The sequence below is a fragment of the Monashia sp. HAY1-11D genome (genome assembly GCF_056868035.1).
On sequence record NZ_CP200320.1, the window covers coordinates 2540639 to 2562366 of the forward strand.

Here is a 21728-nt window from a genome sequence, read left to right on the forward strand (position 1 = left end):
GAACATCCGTCGCAATGTCGTCGCCGAGGGGGAGACGTGCACCTCGAGAGCCTGACCGGGCTTCGATCTGTCGCCGCGCTGCTGGTGCTGCTGCACCATGTGGCCGTGCTCAGGCCTGACCTACCGTCGCTGTGGCCGGCCGAGCTGGGCTATGTCGGCGTCACGTTCTTCTTCGTCTTGAGCGGCTTCGTGCTCACGTACTCGTGGAATGGCGCCCAAACCATGGGCGAGTTCTATGTGAAGCGTCTGGCGAGGGTCTACCCGCTCCATCTCGTGATGGTCGTGGTCATGCTCCTCATCGACCAGGCGGCGCCTTCGATTCCCTCGACAGTGGCAAACGCCTCTCTGGTTCACGCCTGGTGGCCCCAGCAGTCCGTGGCCTACTCGCTCGTCGGAGCGTCGTGGTCGTTGTCCTGCGAAGCCTTCTTCTACGCCCTGTTCCCGCTGGCGGTCGTGGCGGTTGCCGCCGTGCGCCGCCCACTGCTGCAGGCGGGTGTGTTGGCGTCGTCGATGGTCGCCGTCGCTGCGTTCACGGCGTCGACGACCGGGGTCGGCTCGTACTTCTTCCACCTGCCCATGGTTCGGCTGTCCGACTTCCTCATGGGGATGCTCTCGTGCGTCGCGATGCGGCAGGGATGGCGACCCCGCCCGGGCGTGGGCGGGCTCGTCGGCATGCTCGGCGCCGCCTACGCCATGCTCTGGTGGTTGCAGCACGAGACGTTGACGGGTACGGATCGGCAATGGCTCTTCAGTGCGATCCTGGCGGCACCCTTCGCTGTCTTGATCTGTGCCTGCGCTGCTCGTGACCTGGACGGCAGGCCGGTCGCCCTGGCTTCCAGAGCCTGGGTCCGCATGGGCCGGTGGTCCTTCGCGCTGTACCTCGTCCACGGACCGGTGCTGTCGATCCTGCGCGACCCGCTCCTTGTGGCGAGTGGCTGGGATGCCGGCTTGACCATCGCTTCCGTGATCGTGGTCAGCGTCGCAGCAGCGGTGGTGCTGCACGAGACCATCGAGGCGCCCATGGAGCGTTGGATCAGAAGGGCCTGGTTGCGGCGGGGCACCCTCGGCGTCGAGACGTCACCGTCGACAGCCGTGAGCTGAAGGCCGGTCTAGGGCTGGGCGAGGACCTCGTAGGGGCCGACGCGCGTCGTAGCTCGGTATCCGTGTGCCAGCGCGAGCAGGGCTTGGGATGAGCCGTCCAAGGCGATGACGACGTCGGCCTGCTCGAGCGCCCGGGTGGCGCCGGTGGCGTCGGCGCGAAGGAAGGCCAGGTAGGCGGCCTGGTCTCCTGAGCCGAAGGCATCGAGCGGGTTGCTGACCCAGACGGTCGCGCCGGCGGCCGCCAGCTCCTCGGACAGCGGTTCGGGAGCCAGGACGACGCGTCCCGCCGCTGCACGTGCGGCCGCGGCGACGTCGAGGTCGTGCCGGTGCAGGCCGGGCGCCCGGACGGCGAGGATCGCCGAGGCGACGAGGACTCCGACGAGTACCACGACGGCCGAGCCGACGCCGACGCCGCTCGCGCCGGCCCGCCGGGGGAGCGGCCCCCGCCCGGGCTCGGCCGCAGGGCCCGGCTCGATCCGCGAGGCGGATGAGGCCGCCGCGGAGCCGGCGAGGAAGAGCAGCAGCCAGACGGCGTTGCGCGAGGCGATGACCGTCCCGGCCGCGAGGCCGGCCACGGCGACGTACTCCCACGCCGGTCGCCGGCGCCGGTACGCCATGGCGCCGAGCACGATGGCCGCGACGACCATCGCGAGGTCGAAGGGGTTGGCCGGGTCCGGGCGGCCCCACATGCCCGACGCGTCGGAGGTCGCCTCACCGCCCAGCACCCCGAGGTAGTACTGCGGGGCCCGCCACAGCCCCGGGTTGGCGCACGCGGCGACCAGCGACCCGATTCCCACGAGCACCGCCTCGACAGGGTCGCGCCTCAGCCGCGAGAACAGCAGATGGCAGCCGGTGACCGCGACACCGACGAGGACGGCTCCGTGCAGGTTGCCCCACAGCGCGAGCAGCGGCACCACCAACCACAGCCGGCGAGAAGGGCGGTCGTGCTCGGACCGCAGCAGCACGAGCAGCAGTGCGAAGGGGACCAGCGACAGGAGTTGGACGCGTGCGACGAGCAACGAGGTCGCCGCACCGATGGCCAGCACGGTCAGGACGAGGGCGGTGCGCGCGGCCGGCGCACCGCGGCGCAGCGCGTCCCAAGCCACCAGGCCGAGAGTAACCGCCACCGAAACCACCTGTGCCGCAAGGAGACCCAGCGTTCCTGCGCTACCGACGACCGAGAGAACGAGCTGGCCGAGGGCCGTCGTGTTCACCCATCCCGAGGTCGGCGCAGCGGCGAACGGCACGCCCTCGGGCACCGATCCCGACGCACGGATGCGGTCCCCGAGCGCCACGGGCCAGAAGGCGTCGGAGCCGGTGGTCGCCACCGCCGCGACTCCCGCGACGAGCAGGACGAAGACGGCCGCGCACGCGAGGTCCGCGGCCCGCACAGGTGCTCCGCTGACGCGCAGCCGGGAGCGGTCGTGCGTGGGAGGCGTGTCCCCCGACATCGGTGCTCCGTTCCTCGTCCGGCGTCACGGCGCGCTGGCGGCCGGCGTCCCGCTCAGCAGCTCAAACCCTGCCACCCGGCGCGTCCGGTTGACACCTCTTTGGGTTGGTGATGGGAACTTCAAGCATTTTCAGGACAGGGCGTCAACGCCCACCTAATCTCTGTTCAGCGGGGGGCACATCGGGTGGCCCTGCACCACTGGGAGGAATGAACAATGACGAAGCTTGCTGCCAAGCTCCAGACGGGTATCAGCCGGGCCATGGACCGCGAGAAGGGCGCGACCGCCGTCGAGTACGGCCTCATGGTCGCCCTCATCGCCGTCGTGATCATCGCGGCCGTGTCGCTTCTGGGGAACAAGCTGTCGACGACCTTCAACAACGTCGCGACCCAGGTCTGACCTGGTGATGGGCGCCGACCGAACCCGGCCGGCGCCCGACCACGGCTCGTTCGTCGGGAGACGGGCTGCCACGCACCAGCATGACGTCTGGCACTCATCCGCAACGTTCGAGGAGCGCATTACATGACCAAGCTCGCATCCAGGATCCAGGCCCGTCTCAACGGGGACCGGGGAGCGACGGCCGTCGAGTACGGCCTCATGGTTGCCCTGATCGCCGTCGTGATCATCGCAGCGGTCTCGCTGCTGGGCAACAACCTGTCGACGACGTTCAACAACGTCGCGGCGCAAGTCTGAGCACGACGTCCACGCCGGGGGGCCGTGGACGACACAAAGCGCAAAATCCGGCACGGGGAGGGCGGTCTGGCATGGCCAGAGGTGAGCGCGGCGCGGCCGCCGTGGAGCTCGCGATCGTCCTTCCCGTGCTGTTTCTCGTCATCGCCGGGATCGTCGACTTCGGCCGCTACTTCTTCACCCAGATCCAGGTGACGAACGCCAGCCGTGAAGGCGTGCGCGCAGCGGTCGTGCTGCCCAACCCCGCGGCGACCGACATGACGGCCATCACCCAGCGTGCATCCGCTGCGGCGGTCGGCGTGCCCGGCCTCGCCGTCCCGGGCGTCGTGACGTGTTCCGCCGGCTCCACCGCCAACGCGTCGGTGACGGTGACGGCGACGTTCAACTGGATCATCATGGGTCCGGCGATTCGCCTCGTCGGGGGAACTGGGGCCTGTCCGGCCCCGTGGCTGCGACAGGAGTCATGCGATGCGGAGGGTGAACCGTCGTCTTCGTCAGCGTCACGACGCGGGTGCCGTGGCGGTCATCGTCAGCATCCTCGTCGCCACCGGCGTCATCATGGGCTCGCTGGCCATCAGCGTCGACATCGGCTCCATCATGTCGGAGCGACGCCAGCTGCAGAACGGCGCGGACGCCTCCGCCATGGCTCTGGCGCAGATGTGCGCGACGAACAACGCGGCCTGCAGCGACGCCAACGCCGCCACCGCGGTCAAGCCGCTGGCCAACGCGAACGCCAAGGACGGGTTGTCCTCGGTGTCCAGCGTGTGTGCCTCCGCGGTCACGAGCATCACGACGGCTTGCGAGACCCCGGACGCCACGAGCCTGACCAAGTGCACGCCCAAGCCGGGCTGGCTCGTCTCCGGCATCCCGTACGTCGAGACCAAGACGCGGACCGAGACCTCGAGCGGCACCACGGTCCTCACCCCCTTCGCCCGCGCCCTGACGAACAGCTCGGGCAGCACCGTCTACGCCTGTGCGCGCTCGGCCTGGGGATCGCCCGGTCAGTACACCGCCAAGGTGCCCATCGTCGTGTCCGAGTGCGAGTGGAAGCGGAACACGAGCAGCGGCACGGTCTACCAGACTCCGCCCGGCTCGCCGTGGCCCGGGTACGGCTCGTCGGCGGGACAGACCCCGTGGCCGGCCAGCAGCGCCGAGATCACCATCATGCTCAAGAGCACGACGGTGGCCCCCTGCGCGATCAACGGCAAGGACACCGCCGGCGGCTTCGGCTACGTCGTCGACAGCGCCGGCAACTGCCAGGCGAACGTCAGCATCAACGACTGGGCCCAGATCGACGCCGGCAGCTCGCCGCCGAGCGGCTGCTACGACGCCGTCGCGGCCCTGCGCGGCACCGTCGTCGAGCTGCCGATCTTCGACTGCCTCGTCAAGGCGGGGTCGCTGCCGACGGGCGGCATCTCCGGCTACCCGGACTGCACCGGGGCCAGCGGTGGCGGCTCGAACTCCTACTACCACGTCGTCGGGTGGTCGAAGTTCTACCTCACCGGCTACAAGGTCGGTGGTTCCCAGGAGGCCGCGAGCCTGCTCAGCGGGACCGTCCCGTGCACCGGCGGTGACCGGTGCCTGTCCGGGTGGTACGTCACCGGGACTCTCGACCGGGCCGGCACCATCGTGCCGCCCACGTCGGGCAACAACTTCGGAGCCTACGTCGTCCTGCCCGCGGGCTGACGGCACCACGAACGTCTCAACGCATCACAGCTAGTCGGGGGGAGCCCTTCATGAACCGTCGCATTCTCGCCATCCTCGTGGCCGTCGTGCTGGCCGTGGGTGGCGGCGCGCTGGTCATCATGTACGCGCGCAGCGCCGACGAGCGTGCCATCGCCGAGCAGGCGCCGGCCCCGGTGTGGGTCGCGCAGAAGCTCATCCCGGCGGGCACGACCCTCAAGGACGCGCAACGCACCGGCCTCATCGCCCAGACGAGCGTCCCGGCCAAGGCCGTGCCGGTCGGCGCCCTCCAGGAGGTCAACGCCGACAACAACGCGCTCCTCGCCGTCAACGACATCCAGGCCGGCGAGTACCTGCTCGCGGCCCGGTTCAGCACCCAGCCGGCCGGCACAAAGGCCATCGAGGTGCCGAGCGGGATGCTCGCGGTGTCGCTGTCCCTGTCCGACCCGGCACGCGTCGGCAAGTTCGTCACACCCGGCTCGCACATCGCGATCTACCAGAGCTACCAGATCAAGGACCTCAGTGACACGCCCGAGGCCAAGATCCTCAACGAGAACCAGGTCAAGGGCACCAGCCTCCTCATGGGTGACGTGCAGGTGATCGCCATGGGTGACGCGCCCCTCGCGGGCGCGGCGGCCCAGCCCGTGCCGGAAGGCCAGTCACCGACGGCTCAGGGGGCTGCCGGCGGCTTCCTCGTGACGGTCGCGGTCAAGCCGACGGACGCCCCACTGCTCATCCACGGAATCCAGAACCGAACGCTCTACGCTGCTCTTCGAGGCTCTGACGTCCAGATCGACCCGAAGCAGGAGGTCACGGACCTCCAGTTGAGAGATGCGGTGACTTCGCAATGACGATCCTCTGGGACTTCGACCCGAACGCTGTCGACACGTACCGGTTCGCCATCGGAGCCGACGCGCTCCTGCTCACGTCGGGACCTCGCGTGAGCCGGGCCCTGGAGGAGGACCGCAACCACGCGCTCGTCATCATCGGCCCGGACATCGACCTCGACCTCGCCTGCGAGCTGGCCGAGCGCGAGCGCATCGACCGACCCGAGCTCGGCGTCATCCTGCTCCGCCACCGCCTCGACGTGACGGCCCTCGCGCAGGCCCTGCGCAGCGGCGTCCGGGAGGTCGTCCAGGCCGACGACCAGACGGCGCTGGCCGACGCGGTCCGCCGCTCGACGGCGCTGACGCAGCAGCTGTCCGGTCACAGCGCGATGGGGGGCGGCCGCGAGGGCAAGGTCATCACCGTCTTCTCCGCCAAGGGCGGTGTCGGCAAGACGACGATGTCGACCAACCTGGCCACCTACCTGGCCTCCACGGGAGCCAAGACGCTGCTCGTCGACCTCGACCTCATGTTCGGCGACGTCGCGATCAGCCTCCAGCTGCAGCCGCGCGGCTCGGTCCGCGACGTCGTCGCGATGGCCGGCCACCTCGACGAGGCCGGCATCGCGTCGGTCGTCACCACGCACCCCGAGAGCGGTCTCGACGTCATCGCGGCCCCCGCGGACCCGGCCGATGCCGACCGGGTGCCCTCGCACGTCATCGTCGAGCTGCTCCGCGACGCCCGCAGCCTCTACGACTACGTCCTCGTCGACACGCCGCCGTCCTTCACCGAGCACGTGCTGGCCGCCTTCGACGTCAGCGACCTGACCGTCCTCATCGCGACGCTCGACATCCCCGCCGTGAAGAACCTGCGCATCGCGATCAACACCCTCGACACGCTCGGCGCCTCCAAGGAGTCCCGGACGATCGTGCTCAACCGCTCCGACGCCAAGGTGGGGCTCAAGCCCGACGACGTCGAGGTCGCGCTCAAGACCCCGATCTCGGCCAACGTGCCGAACAGCCTCACGGTCCCGGCGTCGGTCAACCGCGGTGTCGCGCTCGTCCTCGACGAGCCGCGCAACCCGGTGTCCATGGCGATCCGCGACCTCGCCGACAACGAGATCCGACGCCGCTTCGGCGAGGACATGCAGAACGGTGCGAAGCGCAGCAGCTTCGGACTCCTGAGGAGCAAGCGATGAGCAACCTGGCAGACCGCCTCGACCGGGCGCGCGCGGCGACCCAGGTCGCCGAGCCCGGCATCAACGGCCAGCACCGCGGCAGCGACGCCGCGGGCCGGCGTCGCAACGCCGACCCCTTCGCGACGGTCAAGGAGCGTGTCCACGCGGCGCTCGTCGAGTCGCTCGGCCCGCGCCTGTACGACCCGCACCTGGCCGAGAGCGAGCTCGCCGCGCAGGTGCGGCAGACCCTCCAGGACGTCATCGACTCGGAGCAGACGCCGCTGTCGCACTCCGACCGGACGCGCATCGCGCAGGACGTCAGCGACGACATCCTCGGCCACGGGCCCCTCGAGCCCTACCTCCGCGACGCGGAGGTCAGCGAGATCATGGTCAACGGCCCCGACGACATCTACATCGAGCGCGACGGCAAGCTGTTCCCCGTCGAGGCCCGGTTCTCCGACGAGGGTCACCTGCGCCGCACCATCGACAAGATCGTCGGACGCGTCGGCCGCCGCGTCGACGAGTCGAGCCCGATGGTCGACGCCCGTCTGCCCGACGGCTCGCGTGTCAACGCCGTCGTGCCGCCGATCGCCCTCGACGGCTCCATGCTGACGATCCGCAAGTTCGCCGCCGACCCGTTCAACGACCGCGACCTCATCTCGTTCGGCACGTTCACGCCGATGGTCCGCGACTTCCTCGAGGCGTGTGTCCGCGGCCGCCGCAACATCATCATCAGCGGTGGTACCGGCTCCGGAAAGACGACGACGCTCAACGTCATCAGCTCGTTCCTGCCGCACGACGAGCGCATCGTCACCATCGAGGACGCCGCCGAGCTCCAGCTGCAGCAGGACCACGTGCTGCGTCTCGAGGCTCGCCCGGCCAACATCGAGGGCCGCGGCCAGATCTCGATCCGCGAGCTCGTCAAGAACTGCCTGCGTATGCGCCCCGACCGCATCATCGTCGGTGAGATCCGTGACGGCGCCGCGCTCGACATGCTGCAGGCCATGAACACCGGCCACGACGGCTCGATCACGACCGTCCACGCCAACAGCCCGCGCGACAGCCTGGCCCGTCTCGAGACGATGGTGCTCATGGCCGGCGTCGAGCTGCCGGTTCGCGCCATCCGCGAGCAGGTCGCCGGCGCCGTCGACCTCATCGTCCAGCAGTCCCGTCTCAAGGACGGCTCGCGCAAGATCACCGCGATCTCCGAGGTGGTCGGCATGGAGTCCGACGTCATCACGCTGCAGGACATCTTCACCTTCAACTACGGCGCGGGTCGCGACGAGAACGGCCGCTTCCTCGGCACGCTCCAGCCCACCGGCATCCGCCCGAAGTTCGCGCAGGACCTCGCCGACGTCGGTGTCGAGCTGCCGATTTCCCTGTTCGCACGGACCGGGCTGTGAGCAGCGTCCGTCGCCGACTCGCGCTCGTCCTGGCCGCCGCGACGGCCGGGCTGCTCGTCCTGCCCACGACCGCGCACGCCGATGACCCCGTCACCGTCGGGCTGAGCAACGTCACCGGGACGACGTCCGCCGGCGCCGCCACCATGACCGGGGTCCTGACGATCCGGAGCAAGTCCGACGTCCAGGTCGACCCGGCCAGCCTCAAGGTGACCATCGACGGCACCGAGTACCCCGTGACCGTCAAGCAGGCGCCCAAGCGCGACCGTAAGGCGATGCTCGTCATCGACACGAGCGGTTCGATGGGCGTGGCCGGCATGCTGACCGTGCGCAAGGCCTCGGCCGTCTACCTGCGCACGGTTCCCGCGGACGTCAAGGTGGGGGTCGCGTCGTTCGCGAACACCGCGGGCGTCGACCTGCCGCCGACCCTCGACCGGGCCGCGGCTCTCCGGGTCGTCGACGGGCTGGACTCCCGTGGCGACACCAGCCTGTACGAGGGCGTGCAGGACGCCGTGACGGCCCTCGGCACCACCGGTGACCGCAGCATCGTCCTGCTCAGCGACGGCGCCGACACCATGGCCAAGGACCCCGCGAGGGCGCTCGCCAACACCATCACGAAGCTGCGGCAGGCCGGCGTCCGTGTCGACGTCGTGCGCTTCAAGACCCAGGAGGCGACGGCGAGCGCGGCTCTTCAGCGGCTGGCCTCGACCAACGGTGGCTCGGTCGCAGCGGCGGACAACGCCGCCGCCGTCACCTCGGCGTTCCAGACCTCGGCCCAGGCGCTCAACCGCCAGGTGCAGCTGTCGGTCCGGGTACCGAGCGCCATGACCGGACGCCACGCCTACACGGTCAAGGGCACTGCCGGTACGACGCCGTTCTCGTTCACCCAGCAGGTGACCTTCGGTAGCGCTGCAGCGCCGGCCACGCCGACCCCGACCCCGACCGCCGGCGCGTCGCCGCCCGCGGCCTCGGGGGTGCTCGCCGGCCTCGTCCCGGCGAACACCGCGGAGCGCACTCCCCTCATCGCCGCGGCCCTTCTCGCCCTGGCCATGCTCGTCGGGGTCGGTGCCGCCCTGACGCCGACGTTCCAGACCAAGCGCGAAAGGCGCGTCGCAGCGATCGAGACCTACGTCGTGGGCACCGGACTGCCGCTGTCGCCGCAGGAGACGAAGGCCACCCAGAGCACCATCGCGGCGCAGCTGCTCGACATCGGCGACCGCGTCATGAAGGACCGCAAGTCGACGAGCAAGACCATGGCGCTCATCGAGAAGGCCGACCTGCCGTTCCGCGCGGGGGAGTGGCTCATCCTGCGCATCGTGGCGGTCATCGTCGGAGCCGCCGTCGGGATTTTCTTCGCCGGCGAGGCCAAGCTCGTCGGTCTGCTGCTCGGGGCCGTCCTCGGCCTCATCGGGATGCCGGCCTTCCTCCGGTTCGCGGCCAGTCGTCGCGCGACGAAGTTCGAGGCGCAGCTGCCCGGGATCCTGCTCCTCGTCTCGACCAGCCTCCGCAGCGGCTTCGGCCTGCCGCAGGCCCTCGAGGCCGTCGCTCGCGACGCCGCCGAGCCGAGCGGCAAGGAGTTCAGCCGAGCCCTCGCCGAGACGCGCATCGGCACCGACCTGTCCGACGCGCTGGAGCGCGTGGCCAACCGCATGGACAGCGACTCGATGCACTGGACCGTCATGGCGATCCGCATCCAGCGCGAGGTCGGCGGCAACTTGGCCGACACCCTCCGCACGACGGCCAACACGCTGCGCGAGCGCGAGTCCCTCTACCGCCAGGTGAAGACGCTCTCCGCGGAGGGGCGCCTGTCCGCCTACATCCTCATCGCGCTGCCGATCCTCATCTTCTTCTACATGATGAACGTCAACTACGAGTACGTCAGCCTCCTGTGGACCACGACCCTCGGGCTCTTCATGAGCGTCGGTGGGCTCGTCGCCCTCGGTGTCGGCGTCGTGTGGATGCGCAACGTCGTCAACATCGAGGTGTGAGATGAACGTGGACCCCATCTACATCGCGGCAGCCCTCGTCGGCATCGGGCTCATGGTCGCCGTCCTGTCGATGTCCTTCGGCACGAGCGAGCCACGGGGCGTGGCCAAGTCCCTCATGCTCATCGAGAGCAGCGTCACGAGCCGGTCCGTCGTCACGGCCGACCTGGGAGCCAAGGACCGCCTCGTCACACCCGTGTTCGACCGCACCAAGGCCTTGGCGGTGGCCTTGTCGCCCAAGGGAACCGAGGACCGCTACACGTTGCTGCTCGACCGCGCCGGCAACCCGTCCCCGTGGACCGTCGAGCGGATCATGGGTGCCAAGGGCGTCTGCCTGCTGCTCGGTGTCGTGCTCGGCGTCGTGTACGGGAACTTCCAGCTCACCAGCGTCGTGTACGGCCTCCTTCTCGGCGCCGTGTTCTTCTTCGTGCCCGACCTCCTGCTCTACAACGCCGGCATGCGCCGCCAGGAGCAGACCGGCAAGAGCCTGGCCGACGCGCTCGACATGCTGACCGTCTGCGTGGAGGCCGGTCAGGGCTTCGACGCGGCGCTCCTCCAAGTGGCGCGCAACGTCGAGGGCCCGATCTCGGGGGAGTTCGCCCGCGTCATCTCCGAGATCCAGATCGGCAAGTCGCGTGGCGAGGCGTTCTCGGCCATGGGCGACCGCGTCACGCTGCCCGAGGTGAAGAACTTCGTGACGGCCCTCGTGCAGGCCGACCGGCTCGGACTTCCCATCGCCGGGGTGCTGCGCGAGCAGACCGCGAACATGCGACTGGTCCGCAGGCAGAAGGCCGAGGAGAAGGCCCAGAAGGTCACCATCAAGATCCTCTTCCCCCTCATGACGTGCATCCTGCCGGCATTGTTCATCGTCATCATCGGCCCCGGTGCGATCCGCATGGCCAGCGCCTTCGGCTGACCGGGACCGTGGTCGTCTCGCCGGAGGCCCGACGGCTGGAGCGGAGCACCGACTCCGGTCGCCGACGCGTGTCGCCGGTGGCCCGGCTGGGTTGGCTGCTTCCCGGCGCGGTGCTGGCGCTGTTCGCCGTCAAGGCGCTCGGGCCGGTCCGCGACCCGGACACGTTCTGGCACCTTCGGGCCGGTGAGCACCTCCTGCAGACAGGGCAGTTCGTCCTCGACGATCCGTTCGGCGCCGGCGCGGAGCGGCCGTGGATCCTCAACCAGTGGTTGCCCGAGGTGCTCCTGCACGGCGCCGACGCGGCCGTCGGGCTCCCGGGTGTCGCGTGGCTGCTCTGCCTCGGCACGGTCCTCGTCGGGGTGTGCCTGTGGGTCGCCTGCCGGCGCGCGTCGTCGGCGTTGGTGACGGCGCTCGTCCTCGCCGTCGCGTTCGTCGCGATGAGCGGCAGCCTGTCGCCGCGTCCGCAGCTGGTGACGTTCGGGCTCGCCGCGCTGACGGTGGACGCGTGGCTGCGCACGCTGGTCGACGGCCGCGCCCGCTGGTGGCTCGTCCCCGTCACCTGGCTGTGGGCGTGCTCGCACGGGATGTGGTTCGTCGGTCCGGGCCTCGGGCTGCTCGTCCTGCTCGGCGGTCTGCTCGACGGGCGACTCCATCCTCGCCGTCGGGAGGTCGCGCGCCTGCTCCTGGTGCCCGTGCTGTCGGTGGCCGCGGCGGCCGTCACGCCGGTCGGGCCGCGGCTGTTCGCCTCACCGTTCCAGGTGGCCGACGTGGCTCCGTTCGTCAGCGAGTGGCAGGCGACGTCCCTGGCCGACCCGGGGCTCTGGGCGACGATCGCCCTCGTGGTGCCGGTTGTCGTCACGATGCTGCGTCGGCGCGAGCAGCGTTGGACGGCGGCACTTCTCGTCGCGGTGGCCCTCTACCTTGCCCTCGCGCACGCGCGCACCGTGGCGCTGGCTGCGGTCGTCATCGCGCCGCTGGCCGCCGCGGCCCTGCAGTCACTCCTGCCCCTGCCCGACGCGGTGCCGACCCGGCGCGAGCGCGCCGCGACGGCGGTCCTGCCCGGGCTCGCGCTCCTGCTCACGGCCGTCCTCGCGCCATCCGTCGCGGCCCGCCCGGCTCTCGGCGCACCCGGGCTCGACAGGCCCCTGTCGGCCCTCCCCGCGGGCACCGTCGTGTGCAGCGACGAGACCCTCGGTGGCTGGCTCGAGTGGGCCCACCCGACGCTGCGGCCCACGATGGACACCCGCGTCGAGCTGCGCACCGCCGAGCGCATCCGGGCCTACCACCGCTTCGTCTCCGCGGCCGACGGGTGGGACGCCTACCCGGCCCAGCTGCGCTGCGGCGCAGCGCTGGTCGCGGACGACGCTCCCGTCGTCGGACGCCTCGCCGATGCCGGCTGGTCGGAGGCGGCGCGCGCCGACGGCTACGTGCTCCTGCGGGCGCCACGATGACCGCTCCCGGCACCGGCTCGGCGGCCGAGCGAACCGACTCGGTGGACGACCCGTCCACGGCGCCGGCAACCGGTCCGGGCACCGACGTGCGAAGGATGGACCTCGGCCGCGTCGTCCGGCTGGCCCTGTGGGTCAGCCTCCCCGCGGCGCTGTGGGTGCTGGCCCTGAGCCGGCTCGGAACCTTCGGCACCGACTCGGCCCACGCCTACTGGGTCGTCTGGCGGGTGTCGCCCTACGGCGTCCCGCCGGGCACGCCGGACGCGTTCAACTACTCTCCGGCCTTCGCGCAGCTCGCCTGGCCGCTGACGCTCCTGCCGTGGGCGGTCTTCCTCGCCGTCTGGTCCGGTCTGCTCACCGCGGCGCTGACGTGGCTCCTGTGGCCGCTGCCGGGGCGCTGGCGCTGGCTCACCCTGCTCTACGTCGTGCCGCCGGCCCTCGTCATCGGCAACATCGAGGCGTTCCTCGCGGTGGCCTGTGTGCTCGGGCTGCGGCGTCGGGGCGCGTGGGCGTGGGCCTTCCCCCTGCTGACGAAGGTGACGCCGGGCCTGGGTCCGGTGTGGTTCGCCGTGCGCCGCGAGTGGCGCGCGCTCGCCGTGAGCGTCGGCGTGACCGCGGCGGTCGTCCTCGCCTCGTACCTGGCCGCCCCCGACCTCTGGGCGCGATGGGCCCGGTTCCTCACCGACGCGCCGACGCCGCCGACGCAGGCCTTCTACCCGCCGCTTCTCGTGCGGCTGCCCGTCGCGGTGGTCTTCACGGCGTGGGCCGCCCGCCGGTCCAGGCCCGCCTGGCTCGCGGTCGCGATGGCCGTGACGATGCCGCTGTGGTCGAGCGGCGTGCTCATCCTCCTCGCCGCGATCCCGCGCTTGCGCCGAGACGCCGCCTCGCGGGGCGGCGTCTCGGCCTCGCGGCGCGGCACGCCGCCTCGCCACGGGTGAGGGACGCCGCGGCGTCAGGCGCTGAGGGAGGCGTCCACGTCCGTGGTGGCATCGACCCGCGCGGCGAGGGTCGCGATGAGCTCGGCGAGCTCGGCGCGGCGCTCGTCCGTGACGGTGAGCTCGCCCGTGGGTGAGACGTCCTGGGTGAAGACGAGCCCGGTCGACCCGACGACGTCGGCCTTGACGTGGCCGAGGACCTTGGTCAGGTCGGCGGTGGCGTCGGTCGCACCGGTCCAGCCGTAGCCGACGAGCGCGACGGGCTTGGCGTGCCACTCGGCGAACAGGTAGTCGACGGCGTTCTTGATCGGCGCCGGGAAGCTGCGGTTGTACTGCGGAGTGACGATGAGGACGGCGTCGGCCTCGAAGACCTGCTTGGCCCAGGCCTTGGTGTGCGGCTTGGCGTAGTTGCCGTTCTTCGGCATGTCCTCCTCGTCGAAGAAGGGCAGGGTCGACAGGTCGACGAGCTCGGGCTGCCACTCGTCCGCGGGCGCCTGCGCGGCGACCCACTCGGCGACGACGGGGCCAATGCGGCCGGGACGGGTGCTGGACACGACGACACGAAGCTGCTTCACGCTTCAACGAATACCACGCATCCGGACCTCGGTCCGAATCGCGCTCGCTCCGCGGGCAGCCTCAACCGTCACCATCTCCAGGTGCATGGCGTCCGTGAATGCGGGCCATGGGCCGCGCCATGGGCTGGATGGGGTGGGCGGCCGTCCGCCGCGCCCGAAGGTGGGGGCGGGAACGCAGCCCGAGTCACCGTGCAGGCGGACCCGGTTCGGTGAGGACGCAGACGATGCCGCCATCGGCGGGGCCGATCTCGAGGCGTCCCCCGCCGATGTGGAAGGCCTGCCAGCCCTCGAGGGCGCGCAGGAAACGGCGCTCCTGCTCCATCGCCTCGGGTGGGCCGGCCTTCCGCGTCATGCCGGTGCCCTCGACCTTGATGAGCTCGTTCTCCGCGACGTACGTGCCCACGATGCGGTTGACGCCGGTGGTCCCGGTGAGCAGGCCGTCCTCGCTGAGGGACAGCCGGGGCTTCGGGTCCGCCGTCGGCACGCCGGCGATCGACGCGACGACCCAGGTGTGCGGCTCCTGCTCCACGCTGCTCATGGCCCGAGTCAACCACGGACGGGCTGCGCCGCCGGGGGCCATGCACAGCCTCGTCGGCGACGCCGCCGACCGTGGGGCGGGGGGATGACGACGCCGCCCGCCCCACGGGTGCGCGGGACGCGCGGCGTCGAGCCGATGCCAAGGGCCGCCGAGGACGCGGCGGGAGCGGTCAGGCGGAGGAGCCTCCCTCGGACATCCCCGTCTTGATGAGGTCCATGACCGAGCTGTCGGCGAGCGTCGTCACGTCGCCGACCTCGCGTCCCTCGGCGACGTCGCGCAGCAGGCGGCGCATGATCTTGCCGGACCGCGTCTTGGGCAGCTCGCTGACGATCATGATCGAGCGCGGCTTGGCGATGGGGCCGATCTCCTTGGCCACGTGGTTGCGCAACTCCTTGACGAGGTCGGTGCCCTCACCCGGCTCGTCGGCCTCCTCGATGGCCTCCTGGCGCAGGATGACGAACGCGCAGACGGCCTGGCCGGTGGTGTCGTCGTTGGCCCCGACGACGGCCGCCTCGGCGACCTTGGGGTGCGACACGAGCGCCGACTCGATCTCGGCGGTGGACAGGCGGTGCCCCGAGACGTTCATGACGTCGTCGACACGGCCGAGCAGCCAGATGTTGCCGTCCGCGTCGTACTTCGCGCCGTCGCCGGCGAAGTAGTACTTCTCGCCGAACCGCGACCAGTACGTCTCCTTGTACCGTTCCGGGTCACCCCAGATCCCGCGGAGCATCGAGGGCCACGGCTTGGTGAGCACGAGGTAGCCGACCTGCTCGGGCGTGGTGAACGGCTGGCCCTCGTCGTCGAGGATCTCGGCGCTGACGCCCGGGATCGGCTTCTGCGCGGAGCCCGGCTCCAGCGTCGTGACACCGGGCAGCGGGCTGATCATGATCGCGCCCGTCTCGGTCTGCCACCATGTGTCGACGATGGGGGCGCGGCCCCCGCCGATGTGCTTGTGGTACCAGAGCCAGGCCTCGGGGTTGATCGGCTCGCCGACCGAGCCGAGCAGGCGCAGGGAGCTCATGTCGAACTTCGCCGGGATGTCGGTGCCCCACTTCATGAAGGTGCGCACCGCCGTCGGGGCCGTGTAGAGGACGGTCACCTTGTAGGTCTGGATGATCTCCCACCAGCGGCCCTGGTGCGGCGTGTCGGGCGTGCCCTCGTAAATGACCTGCGTGGCGCCGTTCGTCAGCGGCCCGTAGACGATGTAGGAGTGGCCGGTGACCCAGCCGATGTCGGCGGTGCACCAGTAGACGTCGGTGTCGGGGTGGACGTCGTGGACGACGGCGTTGGTGTACGCCGTCTGGGTCAGGTAGCCGCCGGTCGTGTGGAAGATGCCCTTCGGCTTCCCGGTGGTGCCCGACGTGTAGAGGATGAAGAGCGGGTGCTCCGCCTCGAACGCCTGTGCCTCGTGGGTCGGGGCGGCCTGCTCGAGCGCCTCGTGCCACCACAGGTCGCGGCCCTCGGTCCAGGCGGTGTCCTGGCCGGTGCGCCGCACGACGAGCACCTTCTGGACCGACGTGTCGCCGTGGTCGAGCGCGGCGTCGACGGCCGGCTTGAGGGCCGACGGTGCGCCGCGGCGGTAGCCACCGTCGGCGGTGATGACGACCTTGGCCCTGGCGTCGTCGATGCGCGAGTGCAGCGCCTCCGCGGAGAAGCCGCCGAAGACGACCGAGTGCGGCGCGCCGAGACGGGCGCACGCGAGCATCGCGACCGCGGCCTCGGGGATCATCGGCAGGTAGATCGCGACCGTGTCGCCCTTGCCGACACCGAGGTCGGCGAGCGCGTTCGCGGCCCGCTGCACCTCCGCGTGGAGGTCGGCGTAGGTGATGTCCCGTGTGTCGCCGTCCGGCTCGCCGACGAAGTGGATCGCGACCCTGTCGCCACGCCCGGCCTCGACGTGACGGTCGACGGCGTTGACGCAGGCGTTGAGCTCGCCGTCGGCGAACCACTTCGCGAACGGCGGGTTGCTCCAGTCGAGGGACTGCGTGAAGGGCTTGCTCCACGTGAGGTACGTGCGGGCCTGCTCGGCCCAGAACCCCTCGTGGTCGGCGGCCGCCTTCTCGTAGAGGTCGGCGGTGCCGTTGGCCTGCGCGGCGAACTCGGCCGGGGGTGGGAAGGTCAGTCCCTCGTGGACGAGGTTCTCGAGCGGCTTGTCGCTCACGGTGTCACCCTTTCGCATCGACGGTGGTGCGGTCGCGACGACTCCTGCGGGCGCTGGCGCGCGGACATCGACGGTCGAGCACAACTCAAACGCAGGCTAGTTCGCCCAGCAAGGCCCAGGTGACGGGGGTCTCATCGCTACCGACGAGTAGCACGGCGAGCGGTTGCCGACGCCCGACGAGCGGTCGCACCGTCGGATGAGGTGGCGTCCGGGGTCACACCTGTGGGACCGCGCTGGGGCAGAGTGGTTCGGTGACCGACGTACGTCCGTTCCGACCGGCCGATGCCGAGGGCGTGGCCCGGCTGTGCCGTGAGCTCGGTTGGCCCTCGTTCTCCGACCCGGACGTGGCGGTCCGTGCCTGCACCGCGCCCGGGGTCGTGGCCTTCGTCGCGGTGGAGCCGGCCGGTGAGGGGGTGCCTGAGCGCGGGGAGCGGGTCGTCGGGTTCGCACAGGCCTTCGGTGACGGCGTCGTGCAGTCCTACCTCGCCCAGCTCGGCGTCGCAGCCTCGCACCGACGCCGTGGCACGGGGCGCAGGCTCGTCGAGGCGGTCTTCGCGGCGTCGGGCACCCGACGCCTGGATCTCGTCACCGACGACGCGCAGGCGTTCTACCGCTCGTTCGAGCACCGCGAGAAGCCCGGATTCAGGCTCTACCCCGGCGCGGAAGGCGCGACGCCGGTCGACGACCGGATCGCCATCGACACGATGCACGAGGAGCCGCACGGCTCCGACTGACCACTGGCGTCTCGAGCGCGCCGGCATCGTCGGTCTCCGGGCAGCACACCGTCGGTGGAGCACCGAAAAGCGCGCCAGGGCGCGGTTGTCGCGTCGGGGGGCCGGCCTGGACGCGAAAAGTGCGCCACGGCGCGGTTGTCGCGTCGGTTGGCCGGTTGAGCCGACCCGGGCGTGGAAAACTGCGCCAGGGCGCGGTTGGCTCGGGGGCTGCGCGGGTCCGAGCATCGAGAAGTGCGCCGTGGCGCGCTGGTGGGTGGGCTGGTGCGCGTCAGTAGGCCATCCCCATGACGGCACGCACCGTGGCCAGGGTGCGTTCGGCCACGGCATCGGCGCGGGCGTTGCCATCCCGCAGCACGGCAGCGATGTGGCCGGGGTCCCGTTCGAGCTCGACGCGTCGGGCCCGGTGCTGCGCGAGCGACTCGTTGACGGCGTCGGTGACGACCGCCTTGAGCCGCACCGCCCCGCCGTCACCGATGCCCTCGGCCACCGACTCGGGCGACTGACCGAGGAACAGCCCGGCAATGGTCAGCAGGTTCGCGACAGCCGGCCGTCGGCCGGGGTCGTAGGTGATCCGGCGTTCGGAGTCGGTGCGGGCCGCCCGGATCCGCGCGGCGGTCTCGTCGGCCGAGTCCCGCAGGTTGACGACGTTGCCCCTGCTCTTGCTCATCTTCGCGCCATCGGTGCCGAGCAGCAGCGGCACGTCGGACAGCAGCGCGTCCGGCTCGGCGAAGACCGGCTGGCCGCCGGCGTACCGGGCGTTGAAGCGTCGGGCGATGGCGCGGGTCTGCTCGAGGTGGGGCAGCTGGTCGCGGCCGACCGGCACGATCCGGCTGTGGCAGAAGAGGATGTCCGCAGCCTGGTGCACCGGGTAGGTGAGCAGCAGCCCCGACAGCGGGCGGCCGTCCGACAGGGTCAGCTCGTCCTTGACGGTCGGGTTGCGCCGCAGCTCGGCGTCGGTGACGAGCGACAGGAAGGGCAGCATCAGCTGGTTGAGGGCCGGCACGGCGCTGTGCGTGAAGATCGTCGTCCGCTCGGGGTCGAGGCCGGCCGCCAGGTAGTCGAGGACCAGGCCGTGGACGTTGTCGCCGATCGCACCGACGGAGTCCCGGTCCGTGATGACCTGGTAGTCGGCGATGACGACGAATGTCTCGACTCCCTTGTCCTGCAGGCGGACCCGGTTGCGCAGGCTCGAAAGGTAGTGGCCGATGTGCAACGGGGCCCGTGGGCCGGTCGCCGGTCAGCATGCGGAAGCGCGTCGGGTCGCTCGACGCGTGATCGTCGATGAGGGCGTCGAGGATGCGGCTGCGCTCGCGGGCGGTCGTGTACGTCGCGTCCTCAGCTGAGCTGACGGGCGTCGACGGGGACGTGGTGGTTCCGGCGGTACTGGTCGTGGTGGTGGACATCGGTGCTCCTTGGGGTGGGAGCCCACGAGCCGCACTCCGGCGCGGTGCGCCTTCTGGCACATGGCAAGAGCCGCCCGTGGGCGGCTCTTGGTGGGTTGGTTCGCCAGGCCGCCTCAGCTGGGCAGCCACCACGCGCGGTTGGTCGAACGCATGACCAGAGGGTAGCGCGTGCCGGAGCCGACGAGCCACGGCCGTTCGAGCAGCACGTAGCTGGCCGCGACGACCGGCACGAGGACGAGGAGCGCGGTCGCGCACACGAGCAGCGGGGGCGCGTCGGGCCACGCCACCCGAACCGCCCACACGACCGGCAGGTGCCAGAGGTAGAGGCTGTAGCTGGAGACGCCGACGCCGGACAGCGCGCGGGAGCCCAGGAGGCGGATGGCGACTCCGGCGCGGTCACGTCGGTGGTCGATGACGACGAACGCGACGACGACCGCGGCCGGGAACACGCTGTAGCGGTAGACGACGTGCCCGTTCAGCGAGCTGGGCAGGAGCGTCGCCACGACGAGGAGTGCGACACCGAGGGCGACGACGAGCGGCTCACGGCCCGCGTCCTCGCGGCGTCCGGGCACGGCGTGGTGGAGCGCGAGACCGGCACCGAACAGCATGGCCGACCAGTTGGCCGGGGCGAGGAAGTAGAAGGTGCGGGGCGACAGCGCGAGCGAGGCGAGGTACAGGACCCCGGCCGTGACGAGGACGAGCGCGCGGAGCCGGGACTCGTCGACCCGACGGCGGGCGGCGAGGAGGAGCACGGGCCACGCGAGGTAGAAGACCCACTCCACCGTGAGGCTCCACGTGTGCTGCCACGGCTCGACCGCGATCGGGCCCGTCGCGACGAACGGGGCCGTCGCCTGGACGAGGACGACCGGGGCGACGCGCAGGACGCCGGGCAGGGGCGGTGCGTCGAGAACGGCGAACACGGCTCCGCTGATGACCACCATGCCGACGAGGGCCGGGTAGAGCCGCACGGCGCGGCGCCGGACGAAGGTGGTGTAGGTCGCCCACAAGGGCGCGTCCGCCGGACGGCGCCACAGGCGGCGCGTCACGAGGTAGCCGGACAGCACGAAGAAGACGACGACCCCGGCGTGACCGCCGCCGTCGAGCGCGGACAGGCCGCTGTAGAAGACGAGGTGGACGTGCACGACGGCGAGCGCGGCGAGACCGCGCAGTCCGTCGAGCACTCGCTCGCGGTGCACGGCTGGTGTCGTCGCACTCCCGGTCGTCACGAATGGATTGTCGCGAGGCGTTTGCCCGGCTGTCCCCGCTTCGCACGGAATGTCCAGCCGAAAAGGCAATTGCGTGGGCGTGGGCTCGCTCACGCGTCGCCGGCTCGGTGCGACGCGTGCTCCTAGGCTGGGGCGGTGCCAGACCCGACCCCCGCCCAGGCTGCCCTGCTCGACCGGCTCGGGGCGCTCGTCGACCTGCCCGACGTGCGGGAGCGCGCCGAGGGTGCGCGCGAGGCGAGCACCCGGCTGCGGTTCCACGAGGCGCTGCGTCGACGCATTCCCGAGGCCGCCGCCGAGTCGCGGGTCCGGGGCGCACAGGCCAGCGCCGCGCTCGACGGCGCCGACGTCCCCCTCGACGTGGTGCGCGCGTTCATGAGCGGTGCGCGCGACTGGCCGGAGCGCCCGGACGCGGGCCTCTCGACGCTCCGGGGCGCGATCGCCGCGACCGCAGAGAGCGAGCGCGTCGTCGGGCTCGTCAGGACCGCCCCCCTCCAGGCACTGGCTCGCCTGCACGTCGCCGCGGCATCGGCGGTCGTGACGCCGGAGGCGTTGGGTCGGCCGCGCGTCGGTGACGAGTCGTGCACCGAGCTCGTCGACCTCGGCGAGGCCCCCCCGGCGTCGGCGGTCGCGGCGCGGCTGTCCGCCCTGAGCGACGTCATCGTCGCGGCCTCAGGGTCGACGCGCATCCCGGCGGCCGTCACCGCCGCCCTCGTGCACGCCGAGGTGGCGGCCATCCGCCCCTTCGTCCACGGCAACGGCCTCGTGGCGCGCGCCATGGAACGCGCGCTCCTCCAGGCGCTCGGCCTCGACCCGACCGGTGTCGCGGTGCCCGAGGCCGGCCACGCCGCCCAGGGTGGGCCGGCCTACCTGGGCTCCCTCGCCGCCTACGCCTCCGGGGGCGTCCGCGGCGTCGGCCTGTGGCTGGCCCAGGCCGGCACGGCCTACATGGCAGGAGCCGCGGAGGGGGAGCGGATCAGCGACGCGGTCCGCATCGGGCGGCTCAGCCCCGACCTGTGAGGGTGAACCGGGGCAATCGGGGCGTGCGGGGGGCTGCCCGCACGCCCGTGCGTGCGTGATGTCCACGATGGTGGACAGTTCCGGGCTCCGGCCTCGGCTCGGGTCTGTCGCCACGCCGGGAGCGTGCGGTAGAACGGACGCAGGAACCACATCGCCGGGAGGCGTAGATCCTGGATCCGCGCAGAACCCTTTTCCGAGAAGTACCGAGTACCCACGCGAGAGCAGTTCGCTTGGAACCGTCCACCCCCGGGATCACCACCGGGGCGACACTTGGAAAATTGCACGCCTGGTAGCTCGATACGTCTCCGGAGGCCCCTGACCGTCACGGTCGGGGGCCTCCTCTCGTGCCGGCCTCCGCAGCGTGCCCGATTTGTCCGGACTCGCAGAACGTGCGAGCATGCGGGGTCGGCTCGTGTCCGTCGTGATTGTCGAGAAATCACAGCGTGTCGTGACAAGTCGGTTTGCA

19 protein-coding genes and 2 pseudogenes are annotated in these 21728 nt (G+C 71.3%); 14 read left to right on the plus strand and 7 right to left on the minus strand.

From position 1 onward, the window contains the following. The first annotated feature begins 36 nt into the window (after nt 1–36). On the plus strand, nt 37–1101 hold the full coding sequence (locus tag AC1VM9_RS11720) for an acyltransferase family protein (RefSeq protein WP_481342060.1): 1065 nt from the start codon (nt 37–39) through the stop codon (nt 1099–1101). A gap of 8 nt (nt 1102–1109) precedes the next feature. Here AC1VM9_RS11720 and AC1VM9_RS11725 read toward each other — a convergent pair whose 3' ends face one another. Beyond that, on the minus strand, nt 1110–2552 hold the full coding sequence (locus AC1VM9_RS11725) for a hypothetical protein (protein WP_483122768.1): 1443 nt from the start codon (nt 2550–2552) through the stop codon (nt 1110–1112). Nucleotides 2553–2765: 213 nt separating this feature from the next. Between AC1VM9_RS11725 and AC1VM9_RS11730 the strand changes: the two genes are divergently transcribed. The 3 genes and pseudogenes from AC1VM9_RS11730 to AC1VM9_RS11740 form a co-directional block, all read left to right on the plus strand. Next, nucleotides 2766–2948, plus strand: a complete 183-nt coding sequence (locus AC1VM9_RS11730) for a Flp family type IVb pilin (protein WP_481342058.1) — start codon at nt 2766–2768, stop codon at nt 2946–2948. Between the two features lie 123 nt (nt 2949–3071). Next, a complete protein-coding gene (locus AC1VM9_RS11735; protein WP_481342057.1) occupies nt 3072–3242 on the plus strand; it encodes a Flp family type IVb pilin in 171 nt (56 codons plus the stop codon). A gap of 71 nt (nt 3243–3313) precedes the next feature. After that, nucleotides 3314–3400: pseudogene (locus tag AC1VM9_RS11740) on the plus strand (TadE/TadG family type IV pilus assembly protein); the annotation flags it as partial. A gap of 8 nt (nt 3401–3408) precedes the next feature. Here the strand turns inward: AC1VM9_RS11740 and AC1VM9_RS11745 are convergent. Further along, nucleotides 3409–3624 (minus strand): hypothetical protein, encoded by a 216-nt coding sequence (locus tag AC1VM9_RS11745; protein ID WP_483122770.1) that lies wholly within the window; start codon nt 3622–3624, stop codon nt 3409–3411. Nucleotides 3625–3716: 92 nt separating this feature from the next. Between AC1VM9_RS11745 and AC1VM9_RS11750 the strand changes: the two genes are divergently transcribed. The 8 genes from AC1VM9_RS11750 to AC1VM9_RS11785 all read left to right on the plus strand — a co-directional run bounded on the left by AC1VM9_RS11750 (nt 3717) and on the right by AC1VM9_RS11785 (nt 13611). Continuing rightward, nucleotides 3717–4925 carry a pilus assembly protein TadG-related protein gene (locus AC1VM9_RS11750; RefSeq protein ID WP_481345125.1) on the plus strand — a complete coding sequence of 403 codons (1209 nt, stop codon included), beginning with the start codon at nt 3717–3719 and terminating at the stop codon, nt 4923–4925. 50 nt (nt 4926–4975) lie between these two features. After that, nucleotides 4976–5773, plus strand: a complete 798-nt coding sequence (cpaB, locus tag AC1VM9_RS11755; protein WP_481342054.1) for a Flp pilus assembly protein CpaB — start codon at nt 4976–4978, stop codon at nt 5771–5773. Then, nucleotides 5770–6945, plus strand: coding sequence for a CpaE/TadZ family protein (locus AC1VM9_RS11760; protein WP_481342053.1), 1176 nt, complete (start codon nt 5770–5772; stop codon nt 6943–6945). The genes cpaB and AC1VM9_RS11760 overlap by 4 nt, the downstream gene beginning before the upstream one ends. Then, nucleotides 6942–8327 (plus strand): TadA family conjugal transfer-associated ATPase, encoded by a 1386-nt coding sequence (locus tag AC1VM9_RS11765; protein ID WP_481345126.1) that lies wholly within the window; start codon nt 6942–6944, stop codon nt 8325–8327. The genes AC1VM9_RS11760 and AC1VM9_RS11765 overlap by 4 nt, the downstream gene beginning before the upstream one ends. Then, complete coding sequence (locus AC1VM9_RS11770) at nt 8324–10312, plus strand: type II secretion system F family protein (RefSeq protein WP_481345127.1); 1989 nt, start codon at nt 8324–8326, stop codon at nt 10310–10312. The genes AC1VM9_RS11765 and AC1VM9_RS11770 overlap by 4 nt, the downstream gene beginning before the upstream one ends. A 1-nt stretch (nt 10313) precedes the next feature. Further along, nucleotides 10314–11225 (plus strand): type II secretion system F family protein, encoded by a 912-nt coding sequence (locus tag AC1VM9_RS11775; protein WP_481342355.1) that lies wholly within the window; start codon nt 10314–10316, stop codon nt 11223–11225. A gap of 8 nt (nt 11226–11233) precedes the next feature. After that, nucleotides 11234–12676 (plus strand): hypothetical protein, encoded by a 1443-nt coding sequence (locus AC1VM9_RS11780; protein WP_483122772.1) that lies wholly within the window; start codon nt 11234–11236, stop codon nt 12674–12676. 95 nt (nt 12677–12771) lie between these two features. Then, complete coding sequence (locus AC1VM9_RS11785; RefSeq protein ID WP_483122773.1) at nt 12772–13611, plus strand: glycosyltransferase family 87 protein; 840 nt, start codon at nt 12772–12774, stop codon at nt 13609–13611. 14 nt (nt 13612–13625) lie between these two features. Here the strand turns inward: AC1VM9_RS11785 and AC1VM9_RS11790 are convergent, their stop codons facing one another. The 3 genes from AC1VM9_RS11790 to acs form a co-directional block, all read right to left on the minus strand. Beyond that, nucleotides 13626–14183 (minus strand): NADPH-dependent FMN reductase, encoded by a 558-nt coding sequence (locus tag AC1VM9_RS11790; protein ID WP_481345130.1) that lies wholly within the window; start codon nt 14181–14183, stop codon nt 13626–13628. A 184-nt stretch (nt 14184–14367) separates the two neighbouring features. After that, nucleotides 14368–14721, minus strand: a complete 354-nt coding sequence (locus AC1VM9_RS11795; RefSeq protein WP_483122774.1) for an META domain-containing protein — start codon at nt 14719–14721, stop codon at nt 14368–14370. Nucleotides 14722–14890: 169 nt separating this feature from the next. Then, nucleotides 14891–16900 carry an acetate--CoA ligase gene (gene acs, locus AC1VM9_RS11800; RefSeq protein ID WP_483122776.1) on the minus strand — a complete coding sequence of 670 codons (2010 nt, stop codon included), beginning with the start codon at nt 16898–16900 and terminating at the stop codon, nt 14891–14893. A gap of 233 nt (nt 16901–17133) precedes the next feature. Here acs and AC1VM9_RS11805 point away from each other — a divergent pair, with 233 nt between their 5' ends. Then, entirely contained in the window at nt 17134–17616 is a 483-nt protein-coding gene (locus AC1VM9_RS11805) for an N-acetyltransferase family protein (RefSeq protein WP_481342361.1), read from the plus strand. A 268-nt stretch (nt 17617–17884) separates the two neighbouring features. Here AC1VM9_RS11805 and trpS read toward each other — a convergent pair. Further along, a pseudogene (gene trpS, locus AC1VM9_RS11810) lies at nt 17885–19019 on the minus strand (tryptophan--tRNA ligase). A 113-nt stretch (nt 19020–19132) separates the two neighbouring features. Beyond that, on the minus strand, nt 19133–20245 hold the full coding sequence (locus AC1VM9_RS11815) for an acyltransferase family protein (protein WP_483122777.1): 1113 nt from the start codon (nt 20243–20245) through the stop codon (nt 19133–19135). A 135-nt stretch (nt 20246–20380) separates the two neighbouring features. On the opposite strand from AC1VM9_RS11815, the gene AC1VM9_RS11820 reads away from it, so the two are divergent. Beyond that, on the plus strand, nt 20381–21262 hold the full coding sequence (locus tag AC1VM9_RS11820; protein ID WP_483122778.1) for a Fic family protein: 882 nt from the start codon (nt 20381–20383) through the stop codon (nt 21260–21262). Nucleotides 21263–21728: the final 466 nt, after the last annotated feature.